This window comes from Dorea sp. AM13-35 (genome assembly GCF_003473885.1).
GTDB classification, from domain to species: Bacteria; Bacillota; Clostridia; order Lachnospirales; family Lachnospiraceae; genus Dorea_D; species Dorea_D hominis.
The window spans coordinates 373,050-389,790 of the sequence record NZ_QUCZ01000001.1 but is presented as its reverse complement, the minus strand read 5'-3'; the positions used below and the strand labels follow the sequence as shown (position 1 = coordinate 389,790).

Genomic DNA, 16,741 nt, shown 5'->3' with positions numbered 1-16,741 from the left:
TCATAACATAATTTCTTATTTTTCTCACCACACTGTCAGTTGAGTTATATTTTCATCCTTCAAATTGTGTATTTCGCATGATTTTTTCTTGAAAATACAAGTTTTTCGTGTCATAATATAACACAATACATCTATAAGGAATGCTTATCATTAGAGGAGGTTTTAACATGCAAAAAAGAAGTAGTTTTTCCGGCAAGCTCGGTTTCGTACTGGCAGCCGCCGGATCTGCGGTAGGACTCGGTAACATCTGGCGATTCCCCTACCTCGCTGCAAAATATGGTGGAGGAACGTTTTTATTTATTTACCTGATCTTGGCAGTCACATTTGGTTTTACACTGATGACCGCAGAGATCGCAATCGGACGTAAGACAGGACTCAGCGCCATTGGTGCTTTCACTATACTTGATAAAAGATTCAAGTTTCTCGGTATTCTGGCATCAGCAGTGCCGATCATTATTTTCCCGTATTATTCCGTTATCGGTGGATGGGTTGTCAAATACTTTTTCGTATTTGTCACTGGTTCCGGTCACGCAGCAGCGGGCGACAGTTATTTTACAGATTTCATTGGCGGAACATTCGAACCGATCGGATGGTTTTTCTTGTTTATTGCAGTTACAGCAGTTATCGTTGGTTTTGGTGTAGAGCAGGGTATCGAAAAGGTCAGCAAATTCATGATGCCGATCCTCGTTCTTCTAACTCTGTTCGTTGCCTTATATGGACTGACGATCGACGGTGCCATGGACGGACTTTCTTACTATCTGAAACCACATATGGCTGACGTATCCGCGAAGACAATCCTTGCAGCTATGGGACAGCTCTTTTATTCCATGTCACTTGCCATGGGTATTATGATCACATATGGTTCCTATATGAAGAAAGAAAATCATCTGGAAAGTTCTGTACGACAGATTGAAATATTCGATACCGGTGTTGCTTTCCTTGCAGGTCTTATGATTATCCCAGCAGTATTCTCATTTTCCGGTGGTGACAGTTCTGCACTGCAGGCAGGTCCGGGGCTAATGTTCATTACACTTCCAAAAGTATTTGGCAATATGAAATTTGGCAATGTTGTCGGAACAGTATTTTTCCTGCTTGTGTTCTTTGCGGCGCTTACTTCCGCAATTTCACTGATGGAGACGATTGTATCAATCTTAAGAGATAAACTTGGCTGGACAAGAAAAGGAACCTGTGTGTTTGTAACAATTCTGGCACTTGTTATGGGTGTTCCGTCTTCTCTCGGATTCGGTCCACTCAGTTTCATTTCCTGGATGGGAATGTCTGTACTTGATATTATGGACTTTGTCAGCAACAGCGTACTAATGCCGATCGTAGCATTCTTCACCTGTATCTTTATCGGTTTTGTAATTAAGCCATCTACGATCGCAGACGAAGTAAAAGTGACAGATGGAACGTTTAAAGGCGAAAAATTATTTGCAGTTATGATCAAATGGATCGCTCCGATCTTCCTTGTGCTGATCCTCTTAAGTTCCGTAGCAAGTGCATTAGGAATCTTTACTCTGTAAGAAGTATATTGCAACTACAGGAATACATTATACACCAACAGCAGAATATGATAATTTGGGACTTTCTTCCCAAGATAAAACGGACAGGATTTCAGTTAATATTTTCTAAAATCCTGTCCGCTGTTTATTTGATTACCAGAAGCTCGTAAAAATCGCCATTGACTGACTGCCTTTTGAATCTTTCCATCCATAGACTGTCTGGCAAGATCTGAGCAGGCTTCTTTGCCTATCTCTTTCCACCCATATGGAATACCGCCAGTACACCCGGACCGGTATGGCTTCCAATCACGGTTCCGATATTATTGATAAGAATATTCTCCACTCCCATCTTCTCACGGACAACTTTTGCCAGATATTCTGCATCTTCCGGGCAGTCTCCATGTGTGATCATGATAATCTCATTATCCCATCCTTTTGAACGCTCTACAGACATATCTACAATCTTCTGGATAGAACGTTTTCTTCCTCTCTCTTTACCGATCACCTGCAGCTTACCTTCGTCATCTACATGGATGATCGGCTTAATCTGTACCATTGTTCCGAGAACTGCCGCTGTCTTTGACACACGCCCGCCTCTCTGCAGATGATGCAGGTCATCTACTGTGACATTGTGGCAGACATGTAATTTATTCTGCTCTACCCAGTCTGCAAGTTCTTCAACGGACATGCCTTCCTTCTTATGTTTCAGTGCATAATACAGAAGAAGTCCTTCTCCCATACAAGCACACAACGTGTCAATCACGATGATCTTACGCTCCGGATATTCTTCTTTCAGCTCTTCTGCCGCAATCCGCATACTGTTATATGTACCGCTGAGTCCGGAAGAAAATGCCAGATGAAGGATATCTTTTCCCTCTCTTACAATCTTCTCCAGACCTTCTTTTGCCTGCTCCGGGTTTACCTGTGTCGTCACAGCCATCTTTCCTTCTCTTAACTTTTGGAAAAATTCCTTTGACGTAAGACCTGACATATCATCATAAGTTTCCTTATCTATCGTATATTTTAACGGAATCACCGGAACAGCTCTCTTCTCAAGCCATTCCTTTGGTAAGTCAACTGTACTGTTGACAGAAATTACATATTCACTCATCTTTCAAATCCTCCTATTTCTTAGGTTGGCTACATTATACCACCTGGAAACAGGATATGCAAAACATAATACTACACCAACTTACACCAAAATTACACCAAAATTATTACGGTTTGTTCACATTTTCCGGCGTATCAGTTTAACCGTATATGCAGATAACTCCACCCGGACAATGTCTTATTAAAACAGATACTACACACCACAACGATACATCCGATCAGAAAACCGATCCAGTTAAAGAGAGCAGTCAATATAAGCAATTGAAGCCGCATAAATTTGAGTGCATAGCCAAGTTCAAAATTCGGCTGGGTGTAATTAGCGACAGCCACAAAAGCCATGTATAACATTACCTCACTGTTAAACCAGCCGGACTTTACAGAAAATTCTCCCATCACAAGACCTGCGATCACACTGAGCGGTGTGCTTAACATACTCGGTGTATTAAGAGCTGCAAGTCTTAATCCGTCAATTGCAATCTCCAGAATCAACAATTGGAAAATAAGCGGAATATTTATCATATCTTTTACTGCCACAAACGCAAACATTTTCGGGAGCCAGTTCAAATTCTGCATAAGCAGAAGAAACACCGGTGTTAAAAAAATCGTCAAAAAGCTAATCAGCCCTCTCGCTGATTTCAGATACACTCTTGTAAGTGTTGGAAAATAATAATCATTTGCTTCCTCTATGACGTCCAGGATCGATGTCGGCAAGATCATCGCTGATGGAGAATTATCTACCAGCAGAACCACTTTTCCTTCAAAAAGACATGCCGCAGCCGTATCCGGTCGTTCTGTAAACTTAAATTTCGGAAATGGATTGTACCACTTTCTCTTCATCAGACATTCTGCAAGACTCTGTTGGTTCATTCTGAGATCATCGGTTCGGATTGAAAGGACTTTCTGTCTTAAATCGCAGAGAATCTCCTTGTTCACCCGGTCTTTCATATAGCAGATGGCAATATCTGTGCGCGAACTGTCGCCAACCTCCTGCATCTCCATTACAAGATGCTCGCTCCTTATCCTTCGTCTTATCATTGCCGTATTGCTGACAACAGTCTCGACAAAACCATCTCTGGAACCACGAAGTGATTTATCTTTATCCGGCTCTTCCACACTTCTTGCTGGATAAGTACGGCAATCGATTGCGATTGCCCCCTCATAGCCATCCACAAAAAGACAGGTAACACCAGAAAACAGATTTTTTAACACCTGGTCAAAATCTTCTATTAGCTCTACTTCCGTATAGGGAATCGCCATTTCCATAAATTGCAGAATCCCTGCCGGCATATCTTCTTTTTTGATCTTTAAAAGTGCATCCATCAGCTTTAACATATCATCGTCTTTATTCAGACCATTGATAAAATAAAAAGAAGCCATCCTTTCGCCGATCATCAGATCGCGCTGAATCAGGTCAAAGCTCTCCCTCATCGGGAGAGTCTGATTCATATAGGATGTGCTTTCTTCTCTTGAAGCGGTAATCTTTTTCCCGTCTTTCATATATGTTCACCCTCCACTGTCTTACTGACAGTTAGGATGTCCTTTTTCTTTTATCTTATTCACTCTTTGTGGTGCTTCCGAATCCTCCGTTGCGTACTTCTTCTACATCATCATCGACGGTAATTCCATATTCAACGAAAATTCCCTGCATAAATCCGGTACCTTCTTTTAATTCGACTTCTTTCCCTTCTTTTCCGTCATTTGTCAGCTTTGCGAAAATATGTCCCTCATTATCGGAGCCATAATAATCGCTGTCAATAATTCCAACTGTATTATTAAGCTGCAGACGGTATTTGAATCCAAGACCACTTCTCGGATAGCATTTCAGTACCCAGTTTTCATCCATCTTCACACGAATTCCTGTCGGAACTTTTAATGTCTCCTGCACTTTTAATGTCTTCGTCACAGGCATGAAGAAATCATATCCTGCCGAACCTGCTGTTGCTCGTCTTGGAAGTTTTATTTTTTCATAAATTCCCCGGATTTCTTCATCCGAAACATCTCCGAATGCATCTTTGTATCCTTCTTTAAACTGTACAAAACTTACTTTTTCAAACTGTGCAATTCTCTTAGCCATATCATAATTCTCCTTATTTTGATCAACTATCATATAGCATACCATTATTTAGTTCCCACATTCAATACTGATTTCATTAAACATTGTAAGAATATCATCAATAGAGGTTGCTTCTTTTTCCTCTTTCTTCTTATCTAAAACAATTTTTCCCTGATGCATCATAAGAAGCCGATTCCCATACTCTACTGCATAACGGAGATTATGTGTTACCATAATCGTTGTAAGATTTTTCTCCTTTACGATTTGATCGGTCAGTTCCATGATAAGGTCTGCCGTCTTTGGATCTAACGCTGCCGTATGCTCATCGAGGATCAGATAATCAATCGGTGTCATCGTTGACATCAGAAGTGCCATCGCCTGTCTCTGACCACCGGACAATACACCGACTTTCACACTCATCTTATCTTCCAGTCCGAGATTCAGTCTGGATAACTGTTCTCTGTAATAAGAAATGCGGTTCTTATTTGTTCCCCGCAAAAGTCCATACATTTTTCCTTTGTTGTCGGCAAGTGCCATATTTTCAAGGATCGTCATGGAAGGACAGGTTCCCATCGCTGGATTCTGGTATACTCTTCCAATCCGGAGATTTCTTTTATATTCTTTTTCTTTTGTAATATCCTTTCCATCCATCAGAATACTGCCTTTTTCCGGTGAAATACTGCCACAGATCAGATTCAGCATAGATGTCTTGCCGGAGCCGTTGCTTCCAACTACGGATACAAATTCACCTTTTCCAATCTGAAGTCCAAAATCATCAAACAGACACATCTCATTGACTGTTCCCGGATTATAATATTTGTGAATTCCTTTTAATTCTAACATCTATTTCACCTTCGTCTTTCTTTCCATACTGATGACCAAAATGATCAGGAATAATACTGCTGTGATCAGCTTCATTGCCTGCGGTTCAAAGTTACGGATTGCAACCGCCACACATGCTTTGTAAATGATCGAACCGATAATGACCGCTGTTGTCGTCTTTACATACGAGATTTTCTTGAAAATACTTGTTCCGATGATTACGCTCGCAAGTCCGATAACGATCGCACCTGTTCCCATGGAGATTTCAAACACACGCTCTTCCTGTGCAAATACACATCCTGCCAGAGATACAAGTCCATTTGCAATTGCAAGTCCTAATATTTTCACATTGCCCTGATCTTTTGCAAGTGCAGTTACGACTGTCTCGTTATCTCCGACTGCCCGGAGCAGGTATCCGGACTTTGTATTCATATAAAAATCCAGAATGATCTTGCATACAACCGCAAGGATGAGTACGACGATCAGCGTCACATAACTTTTCATACTCTCCGGTACAATTCCTGTCAGAAAATCATTTTTAAAAATACTGTCCTGAGAAAAAAGCGGTACATTCGCTGTACCTGCAATGTAAAGATTTACAGTCCACAGTGCCGTCATCATAATAATTCCGGACAGCAGATCTCTTACTTTACATTTCACATGAATCAGTCCGGTGCATACACCTGCCAGCACTCCTGCCAAAAAGGAAACCGGCAGTGTCAGATAAGGATTCATCCCTCTTGTAATGAGAGCAGCCGTTACAGCTGCTCCCAGAGGGAAACTTCCATCTACCGTCAGATCCGGAAAATCCAGTATCTTATAAGTAATATATACACCCAGTGCCAATATTGCATATATCAGCCCCTGTTCTAAAATCGTTACGATAAAATCCATGAAACTTCCTCCCAAAACATTACTTTCTTAATTCTTCTTATTTATCTGTCTTTTTGCTTGCTGTGATCTCGTCAAAACTCTCTACTGCACTCTTGGATAGTTCATCCGGAACTTTGATTCCAAGATTAGAAGCTACTTTTTTATTTACATAGAAACCAGGTTTTTTAATGGTTTCATAGTTCATTTCTTCTGCTTTCTTTTCACCTTTTAATACCTGTGCTGCCATCTTACCTGTCTGCTCTCCAAGTGCAATGTAATCCAGTCCTTCTGCTGCAAGGCATCCGATCTTAACCTGTTCGATCTCACTTCCGAATACCGGGATCTTCTTTGCATTTGCTTTGTCAAGAATTGTCGGCAGGGAAGATACGACCGTGTTGTCTGTCAGGTTTGTGATGCAGTCCACTTTGCTTAACAGATCATCTGCAGCAAGTGAAACATCTGCTGTTGTTGAGATTCCTTTCTTCACAAGTGTAAATCCATAATCTTTTACAAGGCTTTCATATTCTTTGATCGCAGATACAGAATTTGCTTCACTCGTTGTATACATGATTCCGATCTTTTTTGCATCCGGTAACATCTTACGGATCATTTCCAGCTGTTCTTTTATCGGAAGTTTGTCAGATGTTCCGGTTGTATTTCCTACGGCTTCGCCATCTTTGTCTGCAAGTTCAGCACTTACCGGATCGGTAACGGCTGTATAAATAACCGGAATGTCTTTGTCCATTGCTGCATTGTATGCACTCTGTGCACTTGGTGTTGCGATCGCACAGATCAGGTCCACTTTATCTGAAACAAAACTGTCCGAAATCTGTCCGGCAGTTCCCATATCTGCGGCTGCATTCTTATACTTAACTTTCAGATTCTTGCCTTCTTTGATTCCTTCGTCTTCCAGTCCTTTTAAGAAACCTTCCCGGCAGTTGTCCAGTGAACCGTGCTCTGCGAACTGTTCAATACCGATTGTGTAACTATCTTTCTTTGCTTCACTCTTTGTCTCTGACTTTCCACATCCTGCCATCATCGTTGCTGCCATCATTGTTGCTAATACTGCTGCTAATACTCTTTTTTTCATTGTCTTTTTCTCCTTTTTCTGTGTTTATTGATTTTTGTTTCCTGTTAGGAGAGAAAAATGATCGGGACCGACTGACAGATAAGGAAGTCTTATAAAATAAGAAAACCGCCTCAAACCTATCGGTTTGAGACGGTAATATTATTCTGAAATATTATCGCGGTACCACTCAACTTGACGAATCGTCCACTTTTCTCATGTACTAACATACACTCCTGATTGATAACGGGTTCGGTTCCCGACAAGCCCTACTCTCAAAGATTTCAGACTGCCCTCGAAAGGCCATTCAATTATCCATTCCATACGATGTTCCACCACCCATCGCTCTCTGTAATGTCATCAGATAATCTACTACTCTTTCTCAACGGTTTTGCTTATCTACAATCACTACTTTACTTCATTAAAGTATATTTGTCAAGAACAACTTTGATTAATTTTGTAACTCAAATTTTTAACTAATCTTTAATAACCGGAATTGGTGTGTCATCTTTTGCGTCGAGATCGTTGATGTATTTCTTCGTTTCACTGACGATAACATTTGACAACAACAATACTGCCACAAGGTTTGGTATCGCCATCAGCGCATTCAATGTATCTGCGATCAGCCATACAAGATCCAGCGCTACAACCGGTGCGATAACTGCAACTGCCACATACAGGCAACGATACAGTAATAATACTTTTTTGCCGGCAAAATATTCTACACAGCGTTCTCCGTAATATGCCCATCCAAGAACAGTAGAATATGCAAATGAAATAATACCAAGTGTCAGAATGATCGGTCCAAGAACCGGAATCTGACCAAATGCAAGAGATGTCAAGACACCACCATCCGGGATCTCATCTGCATTAATCGATGGGTTCTTCATAATTGTTGTTACAAGTACAAGACCTGTCATTGCACATACAACAACAGTATCCCAGAATGTTCCTGTAGAAGATACCAGAGCCTGACGGACCGGATTCCTTGTCTGTGCTGCCGCTGCTGCGATCGGCGCAGATCCAAGACCGGATTCATTGGAGAAAAGCCCTCTTGCTACACCAAACCGGAGTGCCATCATAATTCCGCTTCCTACCAGACCACCTGCTGCTGCGCCTGGTGTAAATGCAAGCCGACATATGACTCCAAGTGCTGGAATTATGTAATCATAATTCATACAGAGAATCACGATACATCCCAGTACATAGAAAATTGCCATAAATGGAACAAGCTTCTCACATACATTTGCAATCGCTTTGATTCCACCGAAAATAACAATTGCTGTTAATATTGCAACTACCACACCTACCAGCCATCTTGGAATGTGGAAGTTTGTATAGCAGACTGTTGCAATTGCGTTCACCTGCGTTGCACATCCGATACCGAATGAAGCAAATCCTCCGAAAATAGCAAACAGAAGACCTAACCACTTCATATTCAATCCACGCTCCAACGCATACATAGCACCACCCTGCATACGTCCATCGTCTGTCTTTACACGATACTTCACCGCGATCAGTGACTCTGCATATTTTGTTGCGATTCCAAAAACGCCGGTAAGCCAGATCCAGAGAACTGCCCCCGGTCCACCAAGAGCGATTGCTGTTCCTACACCTATAATATTACCAGTTCCGATTGTTGCCGCCAGAGCAGTCGTAAGCGCACCAAACTGTGATACTTCTCCTTCTGCTTCCGGATCCTTTGTTACAGATAACTTGATTCCTTTTGTTACGGACTTCCACTGGATGAATCCTGTCCGGAAAGTCATATAAAGATGAGTTCCAAACAAGAGTATGATCATCGGCCAGCCCCATACAACACCATTAATTGCGGTAACGACAGAATTAATTGCTTCTAACATAATGTGCCCCCTTTTCATGAATTCTCTGTCCTTAAGTTACTGTACATGTACTTTCTATACCGGTTATTTAGTTATTGAATACATTTTAACCGAACTTATTGAACACATCAATAATTGTTATATAATTATCGAACAATTCGGCATTTTATCTAATATTTTTAGAAAATCTTTTTTCAAATAAGTTGTCCTTGCATGTATTCGTCAATACACACTGGTATGTTTTATCCGCTGATTAGCGTTCGAGGATGCACTTGCATAAGTGCGTGTATTTTCCTCTTTGCCATAACAAAAAGACTCCGGGGAAATTCCATCCTTGGAGTCTAATTTTCGCACAACTTGTATTCATTAAACCAATTGACAAAATTATACTACCATATTTGGAATTTGCATGCAAGTATTTTTTGTATATTATATGTTTTAAATATTCCATATATGACTACAATTTAAGAAAAAAGAAGACAGCCAAAGTAGTTTTATTTCCTGTCAATGTCAGTCTGTAAAACAAGGGTTTCCAAACTGATAAATATTATCGCTCTCCAAACTGGCATGGTTATTTTTGCAATAACTGGTTCTTTATTTCAATCCAGTTTCGTTGTAAAGTTTCTACAACAAAACAAAAGAAATGAGGTCTGATAGTTATGAATTCAAATCTGAAAAAAATTGTTATGACAGCTTTATTTGCTGCTTTATCGTGTGTAGCAACCATGTCGATTCACATTCCTACTCCTGGAACCGGCGGATATATCCATCCGGGTGATGCAGTTGTGATTCTCTCCGGTGTGATCCTTGGTCCGGTATACGGACTCCTTGCCGGCGGTATCGGTTCTGCAATGGCTGATTTGATTGGCGGATATTTTATCTATGTACCGATTACATTTGTGATCAAAGGTCTGGTTGCTCTTGTAGCAGGACTGATTTACCAGAAACTTGGACATTCTTCCAAGACAAGATTTACAGCCGTTATCCTTGGCGGAGTTGCTGATATTGTACTTGTTGCCGGCGGCTACTGCCTCTGCGAGATTTTCCTTTATGGTGTATCTGGTGCACTTGCAAGTGTTCCTGCCAACATCATCCAGGGTATCGGAGGACTGGTCATTTCCGCAATCTTATATCCGGCTCTGATCGCTATCCCGGACGTAAGACAGCTTGCCGGGGAACGCGCTCATTCCTAAGTGACATTATCATTTTTGTTCAGATATTTGCCCCTCATAAAAGAACCAGCACATGAAATCATGCGCTGGTTCTTTTTAACTACTTATGTATGTTTTCTTCTTAGACGTTTATATTATATTTTAAACTTTTCACCTTATATTTATAAGATGATTTTGAGTTCTTAACAATTCGGATGAATCTTAAGTTGTTTTTTCTGTCCTTGCACAAGAACGACCTTTTTTGCTGAATCTGCCGACGCAGTTATGCAAGTTCGTCCAGATGCAAGACCTCCCACAACCAATGCAGAGAGCATGACAAGCAGGCAGCTTTGTACGACTTTTCTTTTTGATCTTTTCATTTTTCTTCTCCTTTTTCTACCGAAAATCCGGTGTTCATAACATAATATATCTCCCAATATATTAATCAAATTACTGCTTTTTTACAATCTTTAACTCATATCCTAATGCATTTAATAAATTATTAAATGCCGTTATAGTAGGAACTGTTTCCTTGCGTTCTATCTTTGAAATTGTCTGTTGTCTTTTACCGGATAATTTTGCTAATTCTTTTTGTGTTATATTTTCTTCCTTTCTCAGCATAATCATTTTTTCTATTAATTCATACTCCGCACGAGATTCATCCCATGCTTCTCTAAATTCACTGTCATCCTTTCTTTTTTCTTCAATTTCTTTTTTTATATTTGCTTGTATGAATGGCATATCTTTCACTCCTCTTTTTCTATATTTTTATATAAATTTCTTTCCCAATGCCTTTCCCAATTCTTTTGCTCTCTTTTTTATTATTTTTGAATCTCCCTTTTCCGTTTTGTTTTTTTGCTTTCTGCATGCATGTAATAAATAAATATTGTCACCGTCTGGGATAATATAAAATATGCGATTGTGTTTGTAAAAATATACTTCGTATATTTTTTCTCCCATCTTTTAATATTCAGTTTCTCGAATTCTCCATTCTCCATTTTTTCTCTGACACTATATCCATCAACCATTTCAGGGATTGTCAAAGAATCAATATATTCTTTAATTACATTCCTTCCAGAAGAAGTTTCATAATCATGTAGTATCATAATTACATATTCTCCTTTCTTCTTTTATATTACGCATAATACATCATATATGTTGTATTCATCAATGTAAAACATCTGTTTATATTATTTTTGCATTAAAAAAGGAATGCCTTAATTGGCATTCCCATTTTTTAACAATTTTTCTATTTTTGTACACCTTTTCTACACCATTTTCGTAACAAATCATACTAAATTATAATAAATTATGTGATATATAGGATACTCGTAATCCCCGTAAAATCAACGAAAATCCGGTGTTCCGATCATATCGTACGGCGTTGCCTGATATACGTAATAATTCAACCAGTTTGTATACAGGTTATTCGCAGTCGCTCTCCACTTAAGGAGCGGTGTCTTATCCGGATCATCATCCGGATAATAATTCTTCGGCATTGCAATCTCCAGGCCTTTGGAAAGATCACGTTTGTATTCGCCATCCAGAGTTACCCGGTCATATTCCGGATGTCCCATTACGAAAATCTGTCTGCCGTCATTTGCCATAGCAAGGAAAAGTCCAACTTCATCGGACTCAGCAAGCACAGTAATTCGCTCGTCATCCCTTACTGCATCCATCGGCACTTCTGTATGTCTGGAATGTGGTGCAAGGAAACAGTCATCAAATCCACGGACAAGTGGAATCTTACGGTTGAGTACTTTATGCCAGAATAATCCAAAAGCTTTCTCCGGCAACGGCTTCTTATCAATTCCGAAATGATAATACATACCTGCCTGCGCACCCCAGCACAGATGCAGTGTTGAGGTAACATGCGTCTTTGTCCATTCCATGATCTGCTTTAATTCTTCCCAATAATCTACTTCCTCAAATGGGATCTGCTCTACAGGAGCTCCCGTAATGATAAATCCGTCAAATCTCTCATCCCGAATCTCGCCAAAACGATTATAAAACTGGTTTAAATGACTGGTCGGTGTATTCTTTGCTTCATGACTGGATACCATAACAAACGTTACATCCACCTGCAACGGTGTGTTGGACAGCGACCGGAGGATCTGAAGCTCCGTATCCTCCTTAAGCGGCATCAGATTCAGAAGTCCGATCTTGATCGGACGGATATCCTGATGCATCGCACGGTGTTCATCCATTACAAATATGTTTTCACTCTCTAAGATCTCCTTTACCGGGAGATCATTCTGCACACGAATCGGCATAATTAAATTCCCCTTTATTTGTTATCTTTTTTATGATTCTCTTCCTGATCATCCTTTTTCTTTGGTCTAATTTTTGCATCAAAGGTTTCCATATGACCAAAATGCTCCATATGTACTGCGGAATGTTCCGGATACTTATATTCCTGCGTCGCATGCACATGCTCCTGTGAAGAATGTACATACTGTCCTGCATTGTCTACATAACTGTACTGATCGTAAGCTTCCGTATTTTTAGGAAGCATTTTTTGTTCCAGCTTGCTGCTTACAAGCATCTGAACAATGTAATAGATCACAGCAAATGTCGGCACTCCCATAAGCATACCCGGGAATCCGAACAAACCTCCCCCGAGAAGAATTGCAACGATTACCCAGAATGCAGACAATCCTGTGGAATTTCCAAGGATCTTCGGTCCTAATATATTACCGTCAAACTGTTGCAATACCAGTATAAATATCAGGAAATACAGTCCTTTTATCGGACTATCCAGCATGATCAGGATTGCACTCGGAACAGCTCCAATGTACGGTCCAAAGAACGGGATGACATTCGTCACACCGACGATCACACTTACTAATAACGTATATGGCATATTTAAAATTGACAATCCAAAGAAACACAGTACTCCAATAATTGCAGAATCAATGATCTTTCCAATAATAAATCCACCAAATATCTCATTACTTTTCGTTGTCAGATGCAGGAGCAGATTAGCATGTCTTATTGGCAATACTGCATAAACAATCTTCTTGCACTGTTTTGCAAACAGTTCCTTACTGAATAAAATGTAGATGGATACAATCACTCCGATCAGGAAGTTCACAACTTCACCAAGAAAATTGAGCACTCCGACTGTCAGATTCGACATCAGTTCATTGACCTTTCCAAGAAGGTCGTTGCGCAGCCAGTTCTGAAGCATTGTTGTTCCCTGCTCAATCGCTGTCTTTACAATGGAACCGGTTGTAGAATCATCCATTTTGATATTATTCAGTGATGACACCATATGGTTGAGCTGTCCCGGTAATGTATAGATCATATCACGGATACTAACATATAATTCCGGTATCAGTAGGTTGCATAAAGCAGATATCAATGCGCCCAATATAATCAGCGATGTAAACACACCGACAGATCTGGAAATATTCTGTGCTCTTCCCGGTTTTGTAACCTTTTTCTCTAATACAGGGATCAGCCTCTTGTCTACTCTTTTGACGATTGGGTTCAGCAGATATGCGATCACGGCTCCATAAATAATCGGTTTCAATACGTCGTATACCTTCCACAGCACGTTAAAAATATGCCGGAAACGCAACAGTGCAAAATAAAATGCAAGCGATGCCGCTATCACAAGAAAATATGTCATTCCTCTGTTAAACTGCTGTCTGATTTTCGAAGGACCATTTCCGCCAAGTCTTGGTTTTGAATTGTAATATGTTTCCCGTTCTTTCTTTTCATTTTCACTCATATAATTATTCCTCTTCTTTGCACAAATGCACATAAAATAATTATACTCTCCGATCTTTTATGCGTCAACTATAAAGGCGTAACAGTAAGCAATCAGCGGCACAAAAGAAAACTCCCGGAGCGAGATCTCCGGGAGTTTCCATTGTGCTATGAGAGGCACGCTTATTTTTCTTATCTGCAGCTGCAATCAAATGTTGCACATTCTGTCTGCCCACATGTGCAGGCGTTTCCACCTTCCACGCTGATCTTACCAGCCTGACAGGAACAGTTGTTATTATATTTACATTCTGTTGCCTGGCAGTCTACCTGGCTGACCGGCGATGCCTGTTTTCCTGTGCTGTTTGAATATCCGTCTTTACGTTCTTCAAAACTGTCGCAACAAGTGTCCTTCGGTGCAACTGCGGCGTCTCCGCCCACTGTGATCTTGTCAAGATCACAGTTATAATTCTGATTGTGCTTACATGTCTGTACGGTACACTTTAATTCCGGCATATTATACCCTCCTTTTCTATCCTGTTACCAGATCAAAGTTAGTATATCCGGAAATAAAATTTTTAACCGTTTGATATCATAAAAGTTTTAATCTTCTTTTTCGACTTCGCGGATTGTTTTTGTATCGATCTCTTCTTTCAAAGCATCCATAAATGCTGTCAGATCTTTCTGTCCTTCGTCACCTGCAAAACGACTTCTTACAGATACCACACCTGCTTCTTCCTCTTTTGCTCCCACAACAAGCATGTATGGAATTTTCTGCATCTGTGCTTCACGGATCTTGTATCCAATCTTCTCTGCTCTGGAATCAATTTCTGAGCGGATACCTGCATTGTATAATGTATCCTGTACTTTCTGTGCATAATCCATGTATTTATCGGAAATCGGAAGTACTTTAACCTGTACCGGTGCAAGCCATGTCGGGAATGCTCCTGCAAAATGCTCGATCAAGATACCAATAAATCTTTCGATAGAACCAAATGCAACTCTGTGGATCATGATCGGACGATGTTTCTCTCCGTCAGCTCCTGTATATTCTAATTCGAATCTCTGTGGAAGCTGCATATCAAGCTGGATCGTTCCGCACTGCCATGTTCTTCCGATAGAATCTGTCAAATGGAAATCAATCTTCGGTCCATAGAATGCTCCATCCCCTTCATTTACAACATAATCCAGTCCAAGATCGTCTAATGCTCCTCTTAAACCTTCCGTTGCAAGTTCCCAATCTTCATCGCTTCCCATACTGTTGTCCGGACGGGTAGATAACTCTACATGATATTTGAATCCGAACAGGCTGTATACTTCGTCGATCAGTGCTGCAACACCTTTGATCTCATCACGGATCTGTTCCGGCATCATAAAGATGTGCGCATCATCCTGTGTAAAGCAGCGTACACGCATCAGTCCGTGAAGCTGACCGGATTTTTCATGACGGTGTACCAGTCCAAGTTCACCGACACGGAGCGGAAGATCTTTATAAGAACGAGGCTCTGCTTTATAAACAAGCATTCCACCCGGACAGTTCATTGGTTTTATTGCAAAGTCTTCATCATCGATCACGGTTGTATACATATTTTCTTTATAGTGATCCCAGTGTCCAGATGTCTCCCACAGATGTCTGCTTAAGATGATCGGTGTGGAAACTTCCTGATAACCACAGCGTTTATGCAGTTCTCTCCAGTAATCGAGCAGTGTATTCTTTAATACCATTCCCTTTGGAAGGAAGAACGGGAATCCAGGTCCTTCTTCACACATCATAAAAAGTCCGAGCTCTTTTCCGAGTTTTCTATGGTCACGTTTCTTCGCTTCTTCCATCATATGCAGGTATTCATCTAACTGTGCTTTCTTCGGATAAGCAACACCATAGATTCTTGTCAGCATCTTATTCTTCTCATCTCCACGCCAGTAAGCACCTGCAAGGCTTGTCAGCTTAAATGCTTTTACTGTCTTGGTAGACATCAGATGTGGCCCTGCACAGAGATCTGTAAATTCTCCCTGTTTGTAAAAGCTGATCTCTGCTCCTTCCGGAAGGTCTTTAATCAGTTCTACTTTATATGGTTCCTCCTTTTCTTTGAAAAATGCAATTGCCTCTTCTCTTGATTTTGTAAATCTTTCCAGAGGAAGTGCTTCTTTTACGATTTTTTTCATTTCTTTCTCGATTTTTTCAAGATCTTCTGCTGTAAATGCAGTTTCACGATCCAGATCATAGTAAAAACCGTTAGCAATAGAAGGTCCGATTGCCAGTTTTGTCTCCGGATACAGCCGTTTTACAGCTTGTGCCATAATATGTGCTGCTGTATGATTAAATGCACCATTTCCGTCTTCTGAATCAAAAGTAAGAATTTCCAATTCGCAGTCTTTGTCAAGTACAGTACGAAGATCTACAATATCTCCGTCTACTTTTGCAGATGTTGCTACTCTTGCAAGACCTTCGCTAATTGATTTTGCAACATCAAGAACGGACATTTCCTGTTCAAATTCCATAACAGATCCATCTTTTAATGTGATTTTCATAATGTTTTCTCTCCTTTTATTTTATTATTTCGCTTTTTATTCGCTGGTAAGGGGTTAAATAGAATGTGCGAGTACACATCCTG

At 40.4% G+C, this 16,741-nt stretch carries 16 protein-coding genes and 1 other annotated feature; of the genes, 2 read left to right on the top strand and 14 right to left on the bottom strand.

What is annotated here, in order from left to right; translation table 11 throughout:
- The first annotated feature begins 167 nt into the window (after positions 1–167).
- A complete protein-coding gene (locus DW152_RS01865) occupies positions 168–1,523 on the top strand; it encodes a sodium-dependent transporter (RefSeq protein WP_118287845.1) in 1,356 nt (451 codons plus the stop codon).
- A 226-nt stretch (positions 1,524–1,749) separates the two neighbouring features.
- Here the strand turns inward: DW152_RS01865 and DW152_RS01860 are convergent, their stop codons facing one another.
- The 7 genes from DW152_RS01860 to DW152_RS01830 all read right to left on the bottom strand — a co-directional run bounded on the left by DW152_RS01860 (position 1,750) and on the right by DW152_RS01830 (position 9,288).
- Entirely contained in the window at positions 1,750–2,613 is an 864-nt protein-coding gene (locus DW152_RS01860) for a DegV family protein (protein ID WP_118287844.1), read from the bottom strand.
- A 134-nt stretch (positions 2,614–2,747) separates the two neighbouring features.
- Positions 2,748–4,109, bottom strand: coding sequence for a spore germination protein (locus DW152_RS01855; protein ID WP_021861039.1), 1,362 nt, complete (start codon positions 4,107–4,109; stop codon positions 2,748–2,750).
- 55 nt (positions 4,110–4,164) lie between these two features.
- Positions 4,165–4,686, bottom strand: coding sequence for a dUTP diphosphatase (locus DW152_RS01850; protein WP_021861040.1), 522 nt, complete (start codon positions 4,684–4,686; stop codon positions 4,165–4,167).
- A 48-nt stretch (positions 4,687–4,734) separates the two neighbouring features.
- Entirely contained in the window at positions 4,735–5,508 is a 774-nt protein-coding gene (locus tag DW152_RS01845) for an ABC transporter ATP-binding protein (RefSeq protein ID WP_118287843.1), read from the bottom strand.
- On the bottom strand, positions 5,509–6,381 hold the full coding sequence (locus DW152_RS01840) for an ABC transporter permease (RefSeq protein ID WP_118287842.1): 873 nt from the start codon (positions 6,379–6,381) through the stop codon (positions 5,509–5,511).
- A 37-nt stretch (positions 6,382–6,418) separates the two neighbouring features.
- Positions 6,419–7,450: an ABC transporter substrate-binding protein gene (locus tag DW152_RS01835; RefSeq protein ID WP_118287841.1), complete on the bottom strand. Its 1,032-nt coding sequence runs from the start codon at positions 7,448–7,450 to the stop codon at positions 6,419–6,421.
- Positions 7,451–7,572: 122 nt separating this feature from the next.
- Positions 7,573–7,821 (bottom strand) — a binding site (T-box leader).
- Between the two features lie 81 nt (positions 7,822–7,902).
- Entirely contained in the window at positions 7,903–9,288 is a 1,386-nt protein-coding gene (locus DW152_RS01830; protein WP_118287840.1) for an alanine/glycine:cation symporter family protein, read from the bottom strand.
- A gap of 638 nt (positions 9,289–9,926) precedes the next feature.
- Between DW152_RS01830 and DW152_RS01825 the strand changes: the two genes are divergently transcribed.
- Positions 9,927–10,460: an ECF transporter S component gene (locus DW152_RS01825; RefSeq protein WP_118287839.1), complete on the top strand. Its 534-nt coding sequence runs from the start codon at positions 9,927–9,929 to the stop codon at positions 10,458–10,460.
- A 161-nt stretch (positions 10,461–10,621) separates the two neighbouring features.
- On the opposite strand, the gene DW152_RS13235 is transcribed toward DW152_RS01825, so the two are convergent.
- The 7 genes from DW152_RS13235 to thrS all read right to left on the bottom strand — a co-directional run bounded on the left by DW152_RS13235 (position 10,622) and on the right by thrS (position 16,658).
- On the bottom strand, positions 10,622–10,798 hold the full coding sequence (locus DW152_RS13235; protein WP_021861046.1) for a hypothetical protein: 177 nt from the start codon (positions 10,796–10,798) through the stop codon (positions 10,622–10,624).
- A gap of 70 nt (positions 10,799–10,868) precedes the next feature.
- Positions 10,869–11,159: a helix-turn-helix domain-containing protein gene (locus DW152_RS01820; RefSeq protein WP_021861047.1), complete on the bottom strand. Its 291-nt coding sequence runs from the start codon at positions 11,157–11,159 to the stop codon at positions 10,869–10,871.
- A 27-nt stretch (positions 11,160–11,186) separates the two neighbouring features.
- The gene (locus DW152_RS13685) at positions 11,187–11,378 is read right to left on the bottom strand and encodes a type II toxin-antitoxin system RelE/ParE family toxin (protein ID WP_243059749.1); all 192 of its coding nucleotides are present in this window, start codon (positions 11,376–11,378) and stop codon (positions 11,187–11,189) included.
- Positions 11,379–11,764: 386 nt separating this feature from the next.
- Positions 11,765–12,691, bottom strand: a complete 927-nt coding sequence (gene metA, locus DW152_RS01810) for a homoserine O-acetyltransferase MetA (RefSeq protein WP_118287838.1) — start codon at positions 12,689–12,691, stop codon at positions 11,765–11,767.
- 14 nt (positions 12,692–12,705) lie between these two features.
- Complete coding sequence (locus tag DW152_RS01805) at positions 12,706–14,154, bottom strand: AI-2E family transporter (protein WP_226976316.1); 1,449 nt, start codon at positions 14,152–14,154, stop codon at positions 12,706–12,708.
- 170 nt (positions 14,155–14,324) lie between these two features.
- Positions 14,325–14,645 carry a DUF1540 domain-containing protein gene (locus DW152_RS01800; RefSeq protein ID WP_118287837.1) on the bottom strand — a complete coding sequence of 107 codons (321 nt, stop codon included), beginning with the start codon at positions 14,643–14,645 and terminating at the stop codon, positions 14,325–14,327.
- An 87-nt stretch (positions 14,646–14,732) separates the two neighbouring features.
- Positions 14,733–16,658 (bottom strand): threonine--tRNA ligase, encoded by a 1,926-nt coding sequence (thrS, locus tag DW152_RS01795; protein ID WP_021861052.1) that lies wholly within the window; start codon positions 16,656–16,658, stop codon positions 14,733–14,735.
- Positions 16,659–16,741 lie beyond the last annotated feature (83 nt).

Coding starts and splice junctions, on each gene's coding strand:
- DW152_RS01865 (WP_118287845.1), top strand. CDS start 168: ATGCAAAAAAGAAGTAGTTTTTCCGGCAAGCTCGGTTTCGTACTGGCA.
- DW152_RS01860 (WP_118287844.1), bottom strand. CDS start 2,613: ATGAGTGAATATGTAATTTCTGTCAACAGTACAGTTGACTTACCAAAG.
- DW152_RS01855 (WP_021861039.1), bottom strand. CDS start 4,109: ATGAAAGACGGGAAAAAGATTACCGCTTCAAGAGAAGAAAGCACATCC.
- DW152_RS01850 (WP_021861040.1), bottom strand. CDS start 4,686: ATGGCTAAGAGAATTGCACAGTTTGAAAAAGTAAGTTTTGTACAGTTT.
- DW152_RS01845 (WP_118287843.1), bottom strand. CDS start 5,508: ATGTTAGAATTAAAAGGAATTCACAAATATTATAATCCGGGAACAGTC.
- DW152_RS01840 (WP_118287842.1), bottom strand. CDS start 6,381: ATGGATTTTATCGTAACGATTTTAGAACAGGGGCTGATATATGCAATA.
- DW152_RS01835 (WP_118287841.1), bottom strand. CDS start 7,450: ATGAAAAAAAGAGTATTAGCAGCAGTATTAGCAACAATGATGGCAGCA.
- DW152_RS01830 (WP_118287840.1), bottom strand. CDS start 9,288: ATGTTAGAAGCAATTAATTCTGTCGTTACCGCAATTAATGGTGTTGTA.
- DW152_RS01825 (WP_118287839.1), top strand. CDS start 9,927: ATGAATTCAAATCTGAAAAAAATTGTTATGACAGCTTTATTTGCTGCT.
- DW152_RS13235 (WP_021861046.1), bottom strand. CDS start 10,798: ATGAAAAGATCAAAAAGAAAAGTCGTACAAAGCTGCCTGCTTGTCATG.
- DW152_RS01820 (WP_021861047.1), bottom strand. CDS start 11,159: ATGCCATTCATACAAGCAAATATAAAAAAAGAAATTGAAGAAAAAAGA.
- DW152_RS13685 (WP_243059749.1), bottom strand. CDS start 11,378: ATGGGAGAAAAAATATACGAAGTATATTTTTACAAACACAATCGCATA.
- metA (WP_118287838.1), bottom strand. CDS start 12,691: ATGCCGATTCGTGTGCAGAATGATCTCCCGGTAAAGGAGATCTTAGAG.
- DW152_RS01805 (WP_226976316.1), bottom strand. CDS start 14,154: ATGAGTGAAAATGAAAAGAAAGAACGGGAAACATATTACAATTCAAAA.
- DW152_RS01800 (WP_118287837.1), bottom strand. CDS start 14,645: ATGCCGGAATTAAAGTGTACCGTACAGACATGTAAGCACAATCAGAAT.
- thrS (WP_021861052.1), bottom strand. CDS start 16,658: ATGAAAATCACATTAAAAGATGGATCTGTTATGGAATTTGAACAGGAA.